Raw genomic sequence first — 16,870 nt, 5'->3', positions numbered from 1 at the left:
GCCTCACCTTTGGCTGAGGCGCTGCAGCTCCCGCCGGACCATGGCGACATAAGGCGGTGGGCCGAGCCGGTAGAGCTCACCCGCCACCCAGCTCAGCCAGGTGCTTTGCAGTTCTTCACGCCTGGCCAGCAAACGTTCGGCCTCGGCCACAGCATCCGCCTGATGCTGCCGATGAAATTCGGCTCGCGAGGCAGGTGCATCGTCAGCGCCGGTCACTCACTGGCCTTGAAGGTGGTCAGTTCACCCTTGCGCCATTTGGCAACCTTGCCAGTCACCGCCTTGAGCAACTTGCCAAGGCCTTCCTGCACTTGCTGCTGTGCGGCAAACACCAGCATCACGGCCTGGCCCTCACGGAACACGATGCCCTCGCCTTCCGGCACCGAAACGAAGGCGTAATCGCCCACGCCATACACATTCAACTTGATTTCGCGAAAGCGCATTTCCAGCTTGCCACCTTCACGGCTGGGCAACACGGCGGCGCGAAAATGATCGCCTACTTTTAGCTCCAGGCGTTGTTTGTCATCGACCACCAGTGCACTTTCGGTGTCGATTTCGGCCATGTACAGGCCTTCTGGATTCTGTTCGGTGACATAGATGAAGCGGCCCTGGAACAGTTGGGCCAATTTACCGCGCAAGTCGCCCAGGGCGAACAATGCATGGGTATCAAGAGTGCTGACTGCCAATGAAGTAATCCTCAACCGGTTACAACCCGCCCTCACCCAAGCTCGGGGAGGCACGGCCATTTCTTATCGATAGGCGAAAAGAGTAATAAAGCGATATACGAAATGTCTGTGCCCGCTGACGATGCAGCGCGCAGGAATCTTTACTCTGGTTTGCCAGATTCGCCCTCAACCGAAGGCGTTTGGCTCATTCCCGGCGTGGGAAGCGTGATGCCTGAGATCACTCGCCAGAAAGCGCAACCAAGGAAGCGGGCCTGCAAGAACACAAGGCCGGGCATCCCGATGCGCATTACTGTAGGACAAATATGCCCGAAAACACCGAAACCCGTCGAGAGGCAATAAACATTTTCAGGCTGCCAGCCCTTTCTTCAGTTGTTGCTGCCAGGCGGCCTGGCATTCCAACGCCTCTTCACGGGTGGCAAATGCAGTGCCACGGCGCTCGCCATTGACCAGCACCACCCAGCAAATGCGTTTGCCCAGCGCTTGCAGGGTGGCCGGCACCCCCGAACCAATCATCACAGCTACATCGACTCGGCTATTCATCATTCCCTCCGGAACTTAATTAGCACCCTAACGATATAGCCATGATACGCCTGCTCGTGGCGAGGAAACAGCGCATGCCGGTACAGCAGTGTTACGCACGGGGCAACAAAAACGGCGCCAGCGAGAAACGCAAAAAGCCCCAAGGATTGCTCCGTGGGGCTTGGCACCGCGCGCGGGGTTATACCTGGCGCTGGTGGCGGTCGAGCTGCTCGTGGCGCTCCTGGGCTTCGATGCAGTACTTGGTGGTCGGGCTGATCAGCAGGCGCTTCAGGCCAATCGGCTCACCGCTGTCATCGCACCAGCCGAAGCTTTCGTCGGCAATACGGTCCAGGGCCATTTCCAGCTGTGGCAGCAGACGCTGGTCGCGGTCGATGGCATTGACCAGCCAGCTACGCTCTTCTTCGACCGAAGCCACGTCGGCAGGGTCCGACGGAGTGTCCAGGCCTTCGATGGTGGTGCGGCTGAGCTCGATGCGCTCATGGGTTTCGACTTTCATCGCCTGCAGCAGCTCAGTGAAGAAGGCCAGCTGGTCGGCGTTCATGTAGTCATCGGCCGACATGGCCAGCAACTGTTCCTTGGTCATCGATTTCTCTATGAAAAAATGTGCATTTGGGCGATTCATGTGCCGCCGACGCCTTGGCATCGGCAGCGGAATTCTTCAAGCGCCAACCGGCACTCTTTTACAGGGGGCGGCAGTCTAAGGCGCCACGTCGCGTGGAGCAACTGCAAATGGGGCTGAATTTGCTTCAGGTGCTTACAATCCGCTGGTCGGTGCCAGGGAGGTAGCATTGGGGACGGCCGGGCTGGGCTGGCGCCGGGCGTCTCGAGGTATGCACCTGGAGGCCCGGCTAAAATCCCCTGCCAGCATCAACGGTCCTTGAACTGCGCCTCGCGCTTGGCGATGAACGCGGCCATGCCTTCTTTCTGGTCTTCGGTGGAAAACGCCGCATGGAACACTCGACGTTCAAAGCGCACGCCCTCGCTAAGGGTAACTTCAAACGCGCGGTTGACGCTTTCCTTGACCATCATGCTCACCGGGATCGATTTGCTGGCAATGGTCGCCGCCACCTTCAGCGCCTCTTCCACCAACTCCGCCTGCGGCACAATCCGCGCCACCAGGCCAGCCCGCTCGGCCTCTTCGGCGCCCATCAGGCGGCCAGTCAGGCACAGCTCCATGGCCTTGGCCTTGCCCACCGCACGGGTCAGGCGCTGGGTACCACCCATACCTGGCAACACGCCGAGGTTGATTTCCGGCTGGCCGAATTTGGCGTTGTCGGCGGCCAGGATAAAATCACACATCATCGCCAGCTCGCAGCCACCGCCCAAGGCAAAGCCAGACACCGCAGCAATGATCGGCTTGCGGCGGTTGGCAATGCGGTCGGCATCGCTGAACAGGTCGTCAACGTAGATCTGCGGGTATTGCAGCTCGGCCATTTCCTTGATGTCGGCGCCAGCGGCAAAGGCCTTGGCCGAACCTGTCAGCACCACGCAGCCGATGTTCGGGTCACGCTCAAGCTGGTCCAGGGCCTGGTTGATTTCGCCGACAATCTGCGCGTTCAGCGCATTGAGCGCCTGCGGGCGGTTGAGGGTGATCAGGCCGACCTTGCCGTGGATGTCCAACAGGATGGTTTCGAATGCCATGCAGTCTGCTCCTTCAAAGATTGCGCGCAATGACCATGCGCTGAATGTCGCTGGTGCCTTCGTAGATCTGGCATACCCGAACGTCTCGGTAAATCCGCTCCAGCGGGAAGTCACTCAGATAGCCATAACCGCCCAGGGTCTGCAAGGCATCCGAACAGACCTTTTCGGCCATTTCCGAGGCAAACAGCTTGGCCATCGACGCTTCCACCAACGCTGGGCGCCCGGCATCACGCAGCGCGGCGGCGTGCAGCACCATCTGCCTGGCGACGGCAATTTTCGTGGCCATGTCGGCCAGGCGGAATGCCACGGCCTGGTGCTCGATCAGCGCCTTGCCGAAGCTTTGCCGTTCGTTGGCATAGTCGCGGGCCACTTCGAACGCGGCGCGGGCCATACCCACTGCCTGCGAAGCAATACCGATGCGACCACCCTCAAGGTTGGCCAGGGCGATCTTGTAGCCTTCGCCCTCCGCGCCCAGGCGGTTGGCCACGGGCACACGCACATTGTCGAAAACGATCTGGCAAGTGTCGGAGGCATGCTGGCCGAGTTTGTCCTCGATCCGCGCCACCTGGTAACCCGGCGAATCGGTCGGCACGATGAAGGCGCTGATGCCACGCTTGCCGGCGTCCGGGTCGGTCACGGCAAACACGATCACTACCCCGGCGTTTTGCCCAGAGGTGATGAACTGCTTGCTGCCGTTGAGCACGTAGTGGTCGCCATCAAGCTTTGCACGGGTTTTCAGGCTGCTGGCATCAGAGCCTGCCTGCGGTTCGGTCAGGGCGAAGGCACCGAGCATCGCCCCCGTGGCCAGCGGGGTGAGAAACTGCTCTTTTTGCTGCTCGCTGCCAAAACGCAGAATCGGCACGCAACCTACCGAATTGTGCACGCTCATGATGGTCGAGCAGGCGCCATCACCCGCAGCGATCTCTTCCAGGGCCATGGCATAGGCCACATAACCGGTATCGCTGCCACCCCACTGCTCCGGCACCAGCATGCCGAACAGGCCAAGCTCGGCCATCTCGTCGATGGCCTCTTTCGGAAAACGGTGTTCCTTGTCCCATTGTTCGGCAAACGGTTTCAGGCGCTCCTGGGCGAAAGCGCGCACGGCGTCGGCGATCTGTTGTTGCTCGTCAGTTACCAGCATGGTTCACCTCAGTACAGGCATTCGACGGCCATGGCCGTCGCTTCGCCGCCGCCAATGCAGATGGCCGCCACGCCGCGGCGCAGGTTGTTCTGGCGCAGGGCTGACAGCAGGGTGACCAGAATGCGAGCGCCAGAGGCACCGATCGGGTGACCCAGGGCGCAGGCGCCGCCGTGAATGTTGACCTTGTCGTGGGGCAGGTCGAGGTGCTTCATGGCCGCCAGGGTGACCACCGCGAAGGCCTCGTTGATTTCGAACAGGTCGACCTCGGCCAGGTTCCAGCCGGTGCGTTTCATCAGTTTGTCGATGGCACCGATCGGCGCGGTCGGGAACAGCGCCGGGGTGTCGGCGAATGCGGCGTGGCCATGGATCACCGCCAGCGGCTTGAGGCCACGCTTCTCGGCTTCGGAGCGGCGCATCAGCACCAGCGCGGCAGCACCATCGGAAATCGAGCTGGCGTTGGCTGCGGTCACCGTTCCGCCTTCGCGGAAGGCAGGCTTGAGCTGCGGAATCTTGTCCAGGCGCGCCTTCGGCGGCTGCTCGTCGTCCTTGATGACCCGTTTTTCCTTACCCTCGGTGACTTCTACCGGCACGATCTCGGCGGCAAAGCGGCCGTTCCTGATCGCGTCCTGGGCACGGGTCAGCGAGGCGATGGCGAACTGGTCCTGGGCTTCGCGGCTGAAGGCATTGGCCTGGGCGCAATCCTCGGCGAAGGTGCCCATCAGGCGGCCTTTGTCGTAGGCGTCTTCAAGGCCGTCCATGAACATGTGGTCGATGATCTTGCCGTGGCCCATGCGGTAACCGCCACGGGCCTTGTCCAGCAGGTAGGGGGCGTTGGTCATGCTTTCCATGCCGCCGGCAACCACCACATCAGCCGTACCGGCCAGCAGCAGGTCATGGGCCATGATCGCGGCTTGCATGCCCGAGCCACACATCTTGTTCAGGGTGGTGCAGGTGGTGTGCTTGTCCAGCCCGGCACCCAGCGCCGCCTGGCGCGCCGGTGCCTGGCCCTGGCCGGCCGGCAGCACGCAGCCGAACAGCACCTGCTCGACGCTGGCAGCGTCGATGCCGGCGCGCTCCACGGCGCCGCGAATGGCCGCGCTGCCCAGTTGTGGCGCGGTCAGGCTTTTGAGGTCGCCCTGCAGGCCGCCCATGGGCGTGCGCACGGCGCTGACGATTACGATCGGGTCATTGGCGAGGGTCATGTTCGCTCTCCTTACTTGGCTGCCATGCGCAGTGCGCCGTCGAGGCGGATCACCTCGCCGTTGAGCATGCTGTTCTCGATGATGTGACGGGCCAGTGCAGCGTATTCCTGTGGACGGCCCAGACGCGGCGGGAATGGCACACCGGCAGCCAGGGAAGCACGCACTTCTTCGGTCATGCCGGCCATCATCGGTGTTTCGAAAATGCCCGGGGCAATGGTCATCACGCGGATGCCAAAGCGCGCCAGCTCACGAGCGGCCGGCAAGGTCAGGCTGGCGATGGCGCCCTTGGATGCGGCGTAGGCGGCCTGGCCAATCTGCCCGTCATAGGCGGCAATCGACGCCGTGTTGATGATCACGCCACGCTCTCCACCTTCATCGGCACCCGCTTCGGCCATGGCCGCCGCAGCCAGACGCAGCAGGTTGAAGCTCCCTAGCAGGTTGACATTGATGACTTTGGCGAAGCTGGCCAGGCCATGCGGGCCCTGTTTGCCCAGCACTTTCTCGGCACCGACGATGCCAGCGCAGTTGACCAGCCCATGCAGGCTGCCAAAGCTGCTGACAGCCGCATCGACAGCCGCTTGGGCCGCTTGCTCGTCACTGATGTCAGCCACGGCGAAGCGGGCGTTGTCACCCAGCTCGCGGGCCTTGGCCTCGACAGCGTGGGCATTGAGGTCGACCAGCATGACTTTGGCGCCGGCTTCGACCAGCATCTGCGCAGTCGCAGCACCCAGCCCGGAGGCGGCGCCGCTGACGATGAAGTGTTTGTTGGCTATCTGCATGATCGGTTTCCTTTCAAGCGCTGGCAGGGGTGGCCTGTTGCGCGTTTTGTTTGGCGACTTCCTGGTTACGCAGGATGAAGCGTTGCAGCTTGCCACTCGGGGTTTTGGGCAGCTCGCTGACGAATTCGATTTCTCTGGGGTAGGCATGCGCGTACAGCCGCTGGCGTACGTGCTGACGCAAGGTTTCCTCCAGCTCGGGACTGCCGTTGTAGCCACGGGCCAATACCACGAACGCTTTGATCAGCTCGGTGCGCTCCGGGTCGGGCTTGCCGATCACCGCCGCCTCGATCACCGCCGGGTGCTCGATCAGCGCGCTTTCCACATCGAACGGGCCAACCCGATACCCGGAGGTGGTGATCACATCATCGCTGCGGCCGACGAAGCTGATGCTGCCGTCCTGGTTCAGCTCGACGGTGTCGCCGCTGAGGTAATACTTGCCAACGAAGGACTTGGTCGGCAGGCCCTGGTAGCCACCGAACCAGCACAACGGTGATTGCTCACGGTCGACAGCAAGGATGCCCGGCTGGCCGGCCGGCAGTTCGTTACCCTGCTCGTCCACCACCACGATGCGGTGGCCAGGGATGGCAAAGCCGGCCGAACCCAGGTGCACCGGGTGCCTCAAACCATGGTGGTTGCACAGCACCATGCCCAGTTCGGTCTGGCCGTAGTGATCGTGAATGGTCACGCCCAGTTCGTCGGAGAACCAGCGGATCACTTCCGGGTTAAGCGGTTCGCCAGCACTGCTGACCACCCGCAGGCGGCCCTTGATCGGCGCCGAGAATTCATTGCCCGCAGCAATCAGCAAACGGTACGCGGTGGGCGAGCCAGCCAGGTTGGTGATGCCCAGCTTGTCGATCACCCGGGCGCAGCTTTCAACACTGAACGGGCCATCGTAGAAGGTGGTGGCGTGCCCTAGCGACAACGGGCCGGTAACGGCGTAATACAGGCCATACGCCCAACCCGGGTCGGCCAGGTTCCAGAAGTTGTCCTCGGGACGCAGTTCGATGGCATCGCGCATGTAACCCTGGAACGCGACAATCGCCCGCAGTGGCACTTCCAATGGTTTTGCCGGGCCGGTGGTTCCAGAGGTGAACATCAGCAGGAACGGATCGTTGCCTGAGCGCATCACCGGCTCGCATGCATCCGCTGCGCGTTCCAGGCATTGCTGGAAGTCCAGCTCACCGCTGCGGGCCCTGACGGTGATGATGGTCGGACAGGCCTGCACATCGTCCAGCTTGGCGCGGTTCTGGCTGTCGGTGACGACCACTCGGGCATGGGATTGTTCAAGCCGGTGCTCGATGGCCTTGGGGCCGAACGCCGTGAACAACGGCTGGTAAACCGCCCCCAGGCGCCAGGTGGCGAGGATGGTGACCAGCAGTTCGGGCGTACGCGGCATCAACCCCGCCACCCGGTCTCCGGCCTCCACCCCCTGCGCCTTGAGCACATTGGCAAACCGGGCTGCCTGCGCCTTGAGCTGATCGAAGCTGTAGCGCGCGCTGTTGCCATCGCGGTCTTCGTAAATCAGCGCCAGCTTGCCGCTTCCGGCATGCCGATCACAACATTCGACACAGGCATTGAGGGCTTCGAGGTTGCCATGCAATGCCGCCGTAACAGCATTGGCATGGTCGAACGCACGGGCGGCCTCGGCGTAATCGCGCATCGTCAGACTCCTGGTTTCTTGTTTTTGGAGTTAAACCATCGGTCCAACGATGTTCGCGCCGCTCAAGCGCGGCGGCAATGGCCAAAGCTGTCAATCTGGATGACCGGTTTGGCCGCCTCTCGTTACCCCTGCCCGCGCTCTGCGGCGCGCAGGTAGGACTGGGTGAGCGCCGCGACCAGGCGCTCGATATCGACGCCCTGTTGCTCCCGTAGTCGAGTTTGCTGCTGCTCAAGGGCCATCGCCGACAACGCAGGCCGCTGAGCCTGCAGCCGAAGCATGCGCTGCGAGTAGTCTGCACGGATGGCATCAAACATGCGGCCATGCTGCTGGCGCAGGTAACGGTTCCAGAACGCCCGCTGACTCAGGCTATCGGTCAAGTTCTCGATGGTCTGCGCGTGGTTAACCCGCCGAAATGCATCCTCTATCCGGGCCTGTGCAAGCGTGACAGCATCGGGATAGCGCATGGCGTACGGCTGACCAGGCAGCTGCAAACGGCTGCGAAGTCGTATCCTGTAGGCAAGTCCCAATGCCAACTCATCAACGGGCTCACCGGCGGCCAGACGCTGCCGGTAATCCTGGCGGGCAATCCCCTCCACCTGATCCAGCCGGAACAGTTGCCGGCCCAGTTCCAGCAGCTGGTTGCTGCTTTCAGGATTGACCGCGTTTGCTTCAGCCTGCGCCTGCCTGACCTGCACCTGCAATTCACTGAACCGGCTGGCGACAGCATCCGAACACGACAGCGGCGCGTCAGCCCATTCGAAAATTCGCCGGCAGAGCACGGGGTCGTTGTCCAGTGCGGCCAGCAATGCCCATACTCCGTCAACCAGCGCAACCCGTCCTTCGCCAGCGCCCGTGTAGTCAGCCGTCATTTCCAGGCGAGCCAACAACCTGAAGAACCCACTGCTATTCGCTTGCGCCAGCAAACGCTGCCACACGGCCTCTCGCGTCGCCCGAACCGCCGCATCCTCATGCTCGGCCAAAAGCGTGCGAGTCCGGGCCAGGTCAAATGTCCATGACTGCTCAGGCGAGTGCCGATGCTCCTCGATCACATCGAGCGCGTAAAATCTACGGAGTTGCATGGGCGACAAGGGGTTGCGCTCTATCAGAATGGCACGCCGAAACGCATGCGGCATCTGCTGGATTTCCGCCGGCACCTCACGCAGTTGGTTGTCGCGCAGGTCAGCACACTCAAGCAGGCCACACAGCTCCAAGCGTCGCGGCCAGGCGCCGAGACGGCAATGGCGCAGGTTCAGACTTCTCAGTCGGGAGAGATGATGGAAGCTCATGTCCAACGCTTCCAGCCGGTTGTAGCTGAGGTCAAGATGCGTAAGGTTTGGCAGGCCATGCAGAATGCCGATTGCCTGAGCATCGAGCCTTATCTGATTATGCGCCAATCGGAGCACTTGAATATGTGGCAGATGTGCAACACCCACTGGTATGCGCATCAAGCCGTTGCTGTTGAGATTGAGGTCCGTCAAGGCAGTGAAGGGACGTAGGAAATCGACCGGAATGTCTGTAACCAAGCTGTCGTTCACGCTTAGCGCGGTGATGCGATGGAAGTCGATTTGCGGGGGTAGTGCCGGCAGCGTGCGTAAATGCAAACCCCTCAACGACAAGCGCTGCCCCTGGGTTTGCCCTGAGCCGGTCGAGACAGGCTCGCCCTGCAGTCGCCAGGCTCGCAATATGCTATCGGCCGTCAACCTGCGTGCGGCTTGCCGCCCCTCCTGTAGCTCGGCACTGACCCAGCGGTTCAGGTATTGCGTTAGCTGATCATGGTGATCCTGCAACACCACCAGGCGCTCCAGCACGGGCTGCGAGCCTGCTTGCAAACGCGCCAGTTCCACCTCCAGCGCGGCCTCATCCAGGCCAGGATAAAGCGATCGTAACTGGTTACGAGCGATTGCCCGCTCATCGCGGGGGGCAACTGAAGAGCGGCCACTGAGCGTGTAGCCCACCCGCCCGTCCTCCAGGCGACGCCCTGGATTGAACCAGGCACCCTGCTCCGGCCAACCGAGCATGCGTGCAATACCCCAATGGGATCCGGGTAACCGCTCCAGAAGCTGCGCACGCAGTTGGCCTGCCGAAGCACTGCCCGCCAACTGCATCGCCGTCCGCTGTTCAGACGTGAGGGCGGCAACGAGTGCCTCGAAGATACAGCCAGGTTCGCCGGGCGGAACCGCTTGTTGCTCACCCAACCCGTTGTAGATCTGAAACCTGCCCTCATGGCGGACCAGTACCCTTTCCGCCTCGCTCTGCCCGCCGCTACCAAGGTGCTTGACAGACCGCCCATCAATCGCGCTGTCACGCAAGTCGATGTCGAGTTGGTCAAGCTCGAAGGTATCCAGCAACGCAAGGGCCAGCTCGCCGGTGACGTCGCTATAGGCCGTGCTCAGATACAACCCGGCCAGCCCCCGGTTCAACCGCGCCAGGCGCAGGAGCGAACGGGCGTGCTTCGCACACGACAAAGGCAGGCGCTGCTCGACCCGCGCCATTTCGTGCTCAAGCTCACCTGCCTGGCCGGCCAGCTCGTTTATGTAGGCAGCCGGCAGGCCAGGGAAGTCCCGTTTGACCAACAAGCTCAAGGGACCTTGCACAAGCGGCAGCTCTGTCAGGTGGGCAAACAGCTGCGGGCGCAACTCGGCCTCGTGCGCCAGTAACTGCTCCAGCCCCACCCCAACGTCTGGCCGGCCTTCACTCCAGGTCAACAGCTCACTGTCGGATGGCATCAATGCCTTCAGCCGAACGCGCTCGAAAAATGTCTGAATACGTGCATGTGCCTGGAAGGCGCGCAGAGTTTGCCCGAGGTTCACGGGAGCCGGTCGGTCCTCCACCAGCACCCCGCGCAACTCATCTTCATCCATATCGGCGACCCGCAGTATCTGCTCGGCCTGATGCGCATCGACAGCGGGATGCTGTGGCCACAAAGCATCCAGCATGTGTGCAGGGTCCTGCCAGCCATGCGGTTGCTCGCGCATCAGGCGCCAGCCACGCTCACCGTTGTGCAACACCACCGGCCCGTAGCCACCCTCACCCGCTGCATGACGCAAGCGATAGGGGCCGCCAGTGATCGGCTGGTGCACTTCGTGATAGCGCCCGTCGATACGGACCCAGCGACGTTCATCCTCACCATACCTTCCCTCTTCCAGCAGACCGATAGAGCCCGGCATGGAGCGATAATTCGCGGGATCGAAATGCCATAGCCGACCGCGCCCATTCCCAAGGCTTACCGGCTCCAGGCGCGCGACAAACGCACTGCGCACAAAACTGACCGCCGCCACTGTCGCAGCCGTGGCCGCCAAGGTCTCGGCCACCCCTAGCAAATGCTCCAGCGCTTCATGTTGGTGCCCGCTCGACCAGTCCCTTATCCCTTCGAACACTTCCGAGCAGGTCTGGGCAACCAACTGACCCAACAACAAGGCGCCCACGACGGGAATGAACAATCCGGCGAGGTTTATCAGGTCCAGACCCGCAGCCTTCCATTGCGCGTGTCTGGCGCTTATGGCCTGGCTATCAGCGTCGGCGGTTGGTACCAGCAACAAGCGGGCATCATTCTTGACCCTTTGCACTTGCCGGGTCGCCAGTTCCGTGAAAATCCCGCCGCCCGGTGCCGTGCCTTCAAGCGCCAGGTCCGGTAGTGCGTCCTTCAGGCGCTTGCCAAGGGTGCTGACGAACGCTGCACGGTGCTCGATGCTGATCAGCTGCGTGAAGTACTGCCAGTACGATGGCTCCTTCAACAGCGATGCCAGCATGCTGTTCATGGCGAGCGCATCGTCGAAGAAACGGAGCGCTTGCCGAGGATCGCTCGCCAGGTAAAGGACGATGCCCCGTTCATTCCCTGCCTTGTCACGCAGGTGAATCAGCAACCCGTCGGCCACAGGTTGCCCTAGCGCCTTCAGCAGCATCGGGTCACCCGTCAACCCTTGCTGTCGGTGCGGCTCACCGTGGTCCACCACCTCACGCAAGGCGATCTGTACATCGGCGCTTATGTTTCCCTGCAAAGCTGCAATTTCGGTGGCCAGTTTCAACCCCGAACGTTTGTCTGCAGCCAGCATCGCTTGAGTAGCCGGATGAAAGATCCTTTCCAGCTCGTCCTGATATTTCTGGCCGACGTCCAGATCGCGACAAGCCGCAATCAATGCGTCCAGCGATGCATTCAAGGGCTTATCGCTGCCGGGCAGAACCAGCCCGGTACCTATGTAATAGCTTGTATTCGCAGCGAAGTTGCGCATCAGCCGCAGCAACCCGTTTTCACGTGTCTGGCTGTACGCGTACGTCTGCTGCAATGTGCCTGGCAGAGTGCCGAACCGCGGAGCAACCCTCAGCCATTCGAGCTGGGCAAACGCCTGCCCATCAGGCAACGGTGCATCCAGCAGTGCCAGCAGGTGTTTCTCGGCAAACGGCTGGAGCGGCAGTAGCTCGACGGTGAGCCCACGCAGGCGCGCCTGGCTGGCATGATGCGCGTTCAGGCTGGTACGCAAGGTATTGATCTGGCCCTTTGAAGCACGTTTGAGCCACTCAGGTAATCTGGCAGCCATGAATTGATCGTGGCCAGTCGCGTTGGTGGTCATGGTTGGTTCCCCAGCTATTGGACGAAGCCAACCATGTTGCTCAACTGCCTGACCAGGATGCAGAGGGAACGGGTGCGGGCAGATCAGACGCCCTGGCGCGGGCGGTCCTGCAACGGCATGTTCAGTTCCTGCTCGGTCAGCTGCAGGGCAAGTGCATCGAACGCCTGTTCCCTTTCCCGCTTCAGCTGCTCACAGCGTTTCACATAGTCACTACTGCTCAGGGCTTCCTTCTCCTGATCCAGGGTATCCATCCGCGTGTCGAAATCGTCGGAGATCCGCGCATACGCCTCGGGATACCTGACACGCAGGTACGGCGCCCAGAAGTCTCGCTGACTGATATAGCGAACCCGCTCTACACCCGTTTCAGCACGCAGCACGGTCGCATATGCCTGATCGAGGTGTGCCTGCGTAACCCCGGCAATGGCACGGAACTGCAGGGTCCGCGGTTGCCCTATCAGGTTCAGGCGGCTCGCCAAACCCGTGCGATACGCCAGGCTGACCTCGACCTCATCCACAGCGTGCCCTTCGGCCAACCGATCAAGGCAGTCGGCACGGGCGATACGTTCCACCTCATCAAGCCGGAACATGCGCTGAGCCAACAACAGGCGGGCATCACGCGTGGCAATCGGGTCGCCCCCGAATGTCACTTGCAGCACTCTCATGCGGACTTCGAGCTGGCTGAAGCAATGCGCCACACTATCAACGCATGTACGCGGGTCCGCTGCGCGGTCAAAAAGCTCTTCACGGATCCGGGTATCGTGCGAGGCGGACTCCACCATACCCCACACTCTTCGCGAAAGGTCTTCACGTGCAAGCCGAAAATCGGCGCTGTCAATCAGCTCTGCCAGTAGCAGGAAGAACTGCGTGTTGCCTGGTTCCTGTCTCAACGCGTCCCACTGCCCAGACCTGTTTAACTGATCATGCTCATCCAGAGTCGCCAGCCAGGCCGTCCTGGCATGCAGAATGTCCGCCTCCTCCCCTTGCAAGTGCCCCGGTCCCGGCTGTACCGCGTACAAACGTTCGCGATCGGCCACCGACAGCGCGTTACCCTCTACAAGCAGCCGCTGGCGCAGCGCCAGCGGAGCATCGATCAATGCCTGGGGCAAACTGGAAATCTGGTTATTTCGCAGGTCGGCATGCTCAAGCAGGCCACACCATTCAAGGCCATCCGGCACCACCTGCAGACCCGTGCGATACAGATGCAGCTCGCGCAACCGGGAAAGTTGGTTGAAACGCAAGCTGATCGCACCCAACGGGTTGCCACTCAGGTCCAACGTGCGCAGGTTGACGAGCTGCGCCAAGGCCCCCGCATGGGGCGCCGTCATCCGAATCCGGTTGCTGGCCAGGTGCAAATAGCGCAACCGGGGCAACATTTCGAGCCCTTGCGGAAGCGCAAGCAAGGCATTTCTGCTCAGGTCCAGGCGCCGCAAGCCAGGGAAAAAGTTCAGAAAACCTGCCGGCAAAGCTTGTAGCCGCAACCCCACCAGCGCAAGGTCCGTGATGTGGCCAAAGTCAGTACCTACTGGTAGGACAGGCAAACCGCCGGCCGGCACATTGAGAACACCAAGTCTCAATCCACTTTGCGCATCATCGGGAAAATGAACCCGATCACCCTCCAGGCGCCACGCGTGGCGAAACGCGCTTGCTACCAGCTGCCGCTGCCCACGTTGAGGCCCGGATACAGCATCGGTCCAGCGAACAAGGCTCTCATCAAGCCTGCGGTACTGTTGCTCCTGATGCAGCAGATTGGCGTAAGCCGAGTGCGAGCTCCTCAAGAGCATCTGCAAGAAGCGTTCGACGGCATCGTCATCGAAAGAAGGGTACAGGCTACGAATCCGACGCAGCAGCACCTGCCTTTGAGTCGCTGACGAAGTGCCCCGGCCGCTGAGCAAATAGCCAACCCGCCCATCGGGCAAACGGTGCAAGGGAGAAGCAACGGGCCTGGCTTCACGCCACCCTAGCAAACGGATCAACTCAAGGCGGTCACGCGGTAGCCAGCCTTGCATCGACACACGGATGCGCGCTGCGGCACCTTCGCCAGCCCACCCTTCACGCTGCAGGAAAGTGGACGGCAGGCAGGCAGCCAGCACTTCGAATAGCCCGTGGGGCTGCGCCACCTCTATCTCGTTTTCCTGGCCCATCCCGTCGTAGAGATCAAAGCTGCCGTCACGCCACACCATCACCGTGCCCTGATCTGTCCCGCCTTGCTCAGGGAACAGTTTTTCCAGTGCAGGGCCAAAGGCTGACCCCTCGCGCAATATCAGGTTGATGCTTCCAGGCGCCAAGCTCCGGCGACGCAGCAAGGCGAATACCAAGGTCACCCAGTCGGCGTTGTAACCATTACGCAAGAACAAAGCCTCGCGTACCCGTGTAAGGCGGGCCTGCTGCAGCATCGCGCGCGCCTGCTCGGCCAACGCCATCGGCACGCGAGACTCACTCACCATGCGTTGGCGTAGCTCAACACTGGCGTTTTTGAGCAAATCCAGCGCATAGGCGTCAGGCAGCCCCGCAAAACTGCCCTTCAGCGTGGCCAACAGCGGATCATCAACCAGGTAGGCTTTGGCAAAATGCTCCAGCATCGGGGCCCGCAGGTTTTGCGCAGAGGCCTGAATCGCCTGGATCTGTTCCGACAGTTGTAGCCCTTGCAGCCCCAATCTGTCATTGCACCACTGCAAGGCTTCGGCATCGTGGCCTTGCGCCCCTAGTTCGGCAAAGAACACCTCGATCCTGTCATCGACGGCAAAACGCTCCAAGGTATCGCGCAGCGCTACGGGCAGGTGCCGTCCTTCTACCAGCAAACCGCGCAAATGCGCCTCATCGACATCCGCGACTGTAAGGATTTGCGAGATCCGCTCCGGGCTCAATCCAGCTGCGCCAGGCCATAGACGCATGAGTAGTCGCTCACTGCCCTGCCACTCCAGCGGCCGCTCGTACCTGAGCCGCCAGGCACGCTCACCGTTACTCTCCAGAGAAGGGCCAAACACGCCCGCGCCGTCACGGTGCAATAATCGCCAGGTGCCCGCTGTATCCCGGCGCACCCGGTACAGCACACCCTCGCACCGCCACCAGTGGGCCTGGCCATCGCTAAGCAGCCCGTTATCCAGTTCAGTCAAGGTTGGCACGGTCGCGTGTGCCTGGTAAGGACGTAGGTCGTAATGCCATAGACGTTGCTTGTCCGCCTCGGTGAGGACCGGCTCCAACTGCTCGACAAAGGTACTGCGCGCTATCTGCACGCCCGTGGCGACCGCAGCGCCAGCAGCCACTGTAGTGGCCACCTGAAGCAGGTGCTCCAGTGCTTCGTGCTGGTGCCCCTGAGCCCAGTCACGCGCACCTTCGAATACTTCACCCAGCACCTGCCGGGCCAGATCCGCCAAGAGCAGTGCGCCAACGGCCGGCACGAAAAACCCGACCAGGTTCAGCAGTACCAGCCCCGCAGTCTCCAGCTTTCGCAATCGTTCTGACGCAGCCCTGGTGTTCGCCTGCGCCGTCGGCACGGCCAGGAAAGCCGCATCATCCTTGATGCGCTGCACATGCCCGACGGCCAGGTCGATGAACGCTTCGTTTTCTGCAGCAACGGAGCAGGGTTCCAGGTCCGGTTGGTCATCCAGCAGGCGCTTGCCCAGCGTCTGCTGATAATCCGCCTGCCCGCCAAGTGCAATCCGACGTGCAATCGACTGGCGGAACCGGGCATTGCCCATGGCAGCCACCAGGCCTCGGTTAGCCGAACGCCAGTCATCGTAACGGCGCAGCGGCTGAACGGGGTCGTCTGGCAGATAAAGCAGCACGCTCAGCAGACGTCTGGGGTTGAAGACCAGACCGGGGAACCCGCTTGGTGTTCCCACCAGCTGGAACACAATGGCGCCATCTACCCGGTGCCCCAGGATCTGCAACGTACTCATGTTGAGCTCATGGTCCGAAAACAGCTCTGGACGCTTGCCTTGCCCGACTTCACGCAGCATTCGCAGGTCACTACCTGCAAGTTGCCCTTTGAGGGCCGCAATCTCGATTGCAACCGCTAACTCAAGGCGCCTGTCGATGGCCAGCTGGCGCTTGAAACTGGCCGTCAGTACTTGATCGAGATGGTCTTGATAGGCCTGACCGACATCTGCGCTACGGCACAGCTGCACCACATCGTCGACGCGCTGCGTGATGACACGCACTGGCTCGCCAGGCGCAGTGGTTGCATCGATCAGCGCCGTGTCGGTAAAGAACGACTCACCTTCCATGAAGTTCTGCAACAACTTCTGCAAGGCCGGCACGGTCACGAAATAAGCCTCGAACGCCTGAAGCTGGCCTTGGCTGACCTTCAAGCGCCGTCGCTCTTCACGCCAGTTGACGTTGGTCAGATCCATTTCCAGCTTCAGTTGCGACTTCATCGCCTGCTCGAAGTGCAGAGCGGCAAACCGCTCAAGCGGTTGCAGCTGCTGCGAGGCCGCCGCCATGCGTTTCTGGCTCTGCAAATGTGCCGTCATGCAGGCCCGCAGCAACGCCAGTGGTTTTGGTCCGGCCCTCCTCAGCCAGGTGGGCAACTGCTCGGCGATGAAGTCGTTGGCCGGGTGCAGCAGTTTCGGGTGAATCGTCGGTTGGGGCATGGTCAGGATCCTCAGGCATGATTCGACCTGCCACCTTGCCCTTACCGTTTGCGGCGCCACAGCC

Annotated in this window: 11 protein-coding genes; all 11 read right to left on the bottom strand. The window is 61.7% G+C overall.

Features of this window, described 5'->3' with window-relative positions:
* Positions 1-3 precede the first annotated feature (3 nt).
* The gene (locus FHW75_RS24700; RefSeq protein ID WP_016714984.1) at positions 4-216 is read right to left on the bottom strand and encodes a hypothetical protein; all 213 of its coding nucleotides are present in this window, start codon (positions 214-216) and stop codon (positions 4-6) included.
* Positions 213-683 carry a hypothetical protein gene (locus tag FHW75_RS24695; RefSeq protein WP_025754423.1) on the bottom strand — a complete coding sequence of 157 codons (471 nt, stop codon included), beginning with the start codon at positions 681-683 and terminating at the stop codon, positions 213-215. Before FHW75_RS24695 ends, FHW75_RS24700 begins: the two co-directional genes overlap by 4 nt.
* 345 nt (positions 684-1,028) lie before the next feature.
* A complete protein-coding gene (locus tag FHW75_RS24690) occupies positions 1,029-1,223 on the bottom strand; it encodes a hypothetical protein (RefSeq protein ID WP_012271507.1) in 195 nt (64 codons plus the stop codon).
* Between the two features lie 178 nt (positions 1,224-1,401).
* Complete coding sequence (locus tag FHW75_RS24685; RefSeq protein WP_003250099.1) at positions 1,402-1,806, bottom strand: TraR/DksA family transcriptional regulator; 405 nt, start codon at positions 1,804-1,806, stop codon at positions 1,402-1,404.
* Between the two features lie 284 nt (positions 1,807-2,090).
* Positions 2,091-2,864: an enoyl-CoA hydratase gene (locus FHW75_RS24680; RefSeq protein ID WP_003250095.1), complete on the bottom strand. Its 774-nt coding sequence runs from the start codon at positions 2,862-2,864 to the stop codon at positions 2,091-2,093.
* A 13-nt stretch (positions 2,865-2,877) separates the two neighbouring features.
* Positions 2,878-4,005, bottom strand: a complete 1,128-nt coding sequence (locus FHW75_RS24675) for an acyl-CoA dehydrogenase (RefSeq protein WP_019098772.1) — start codon at positions 4,003-4,005, stop codon at positions 2,878-2,880.
* Between the two features lie 8 nt (positions 4,006-4,013).
* The gene (locus FHW75_RS24670) at positions 4,014-5,207 is read right to left on the bottom strand and encodes an acetyl-CoA C-acyltransferase (protein ID WP_161751666.1); all 1,194 of its coding nucleotides are present in this window, start codon (positions 5,205-5,207) and stop codon (positions 4,014-4,016) included.
* Between the two features lie 11 nt (positions 5,208-5,218).
* Positions 5,219-5,986 (bottom strand): SDR family NAD(P)-dependent oxidoreductase, encoded by a 768-nt coding sequence (locus FHW75_RS24665; RefSeq protein WP_161751665.1) that lies wholly within the window; start codon positions 5,984-5,986, stop codon positions 5,219-5,221.
* Between the two features lie 13 nt (positions 5,987-5,999).
* On the bottom strand, positions 6,000-7,646 hold the full coding sequence (locus FHW75_RS24660; protein WP_183674858.1) for an acyl-CoA synthetase: 1,647 nt from the start codon (positions 7,644-7,646) through the stop codon (positions 6,000-6,002).
* 122 nt (positions 7,647-7,768) lie between these two features.
* Positions 7,769-12,214, bottom strand: a complete 4,446-nt coding sequence (locus FHW75_RS24655; RefSeq protein WP_183674855.1) for an NEL-type E3 ubiquitin ligase domain-containing protein — start codon at positions 12,212-12,214, stop codon at positions 7,769-7,771.
* Between the two features lie 83 nt (positions 12,215-12,297).
* A complete protein-coding gene (locus FHW75_RS24650) occupies positions 12,298-16,806 on the bottom strand; it encodes an NEL-type E3 ubiquitin ligase domain-containing protein (RefSeq protein ID WP_161990191.1) in 4,509 nt (1,502 codons plus the stop codon).
* Between the last annotated feature and the right edge of the window lie 64 nt (positions 16,807-16,870).

It is taken from the genome of Pseudomonas sp. OG7, from assembly GCF_014192825.1.
GTDB classification, from domain to species: domain Bacteria; phylum Pseudomonadota; class Gammaproteobacteria; order Pseudomonadales; family Pseudomonadaceae; genus Aquipseudomonas; species Aquipseudomonas monteilii.
This window is presented reverse-complemented; position numbering and strand designations above follow the sequence as displayed.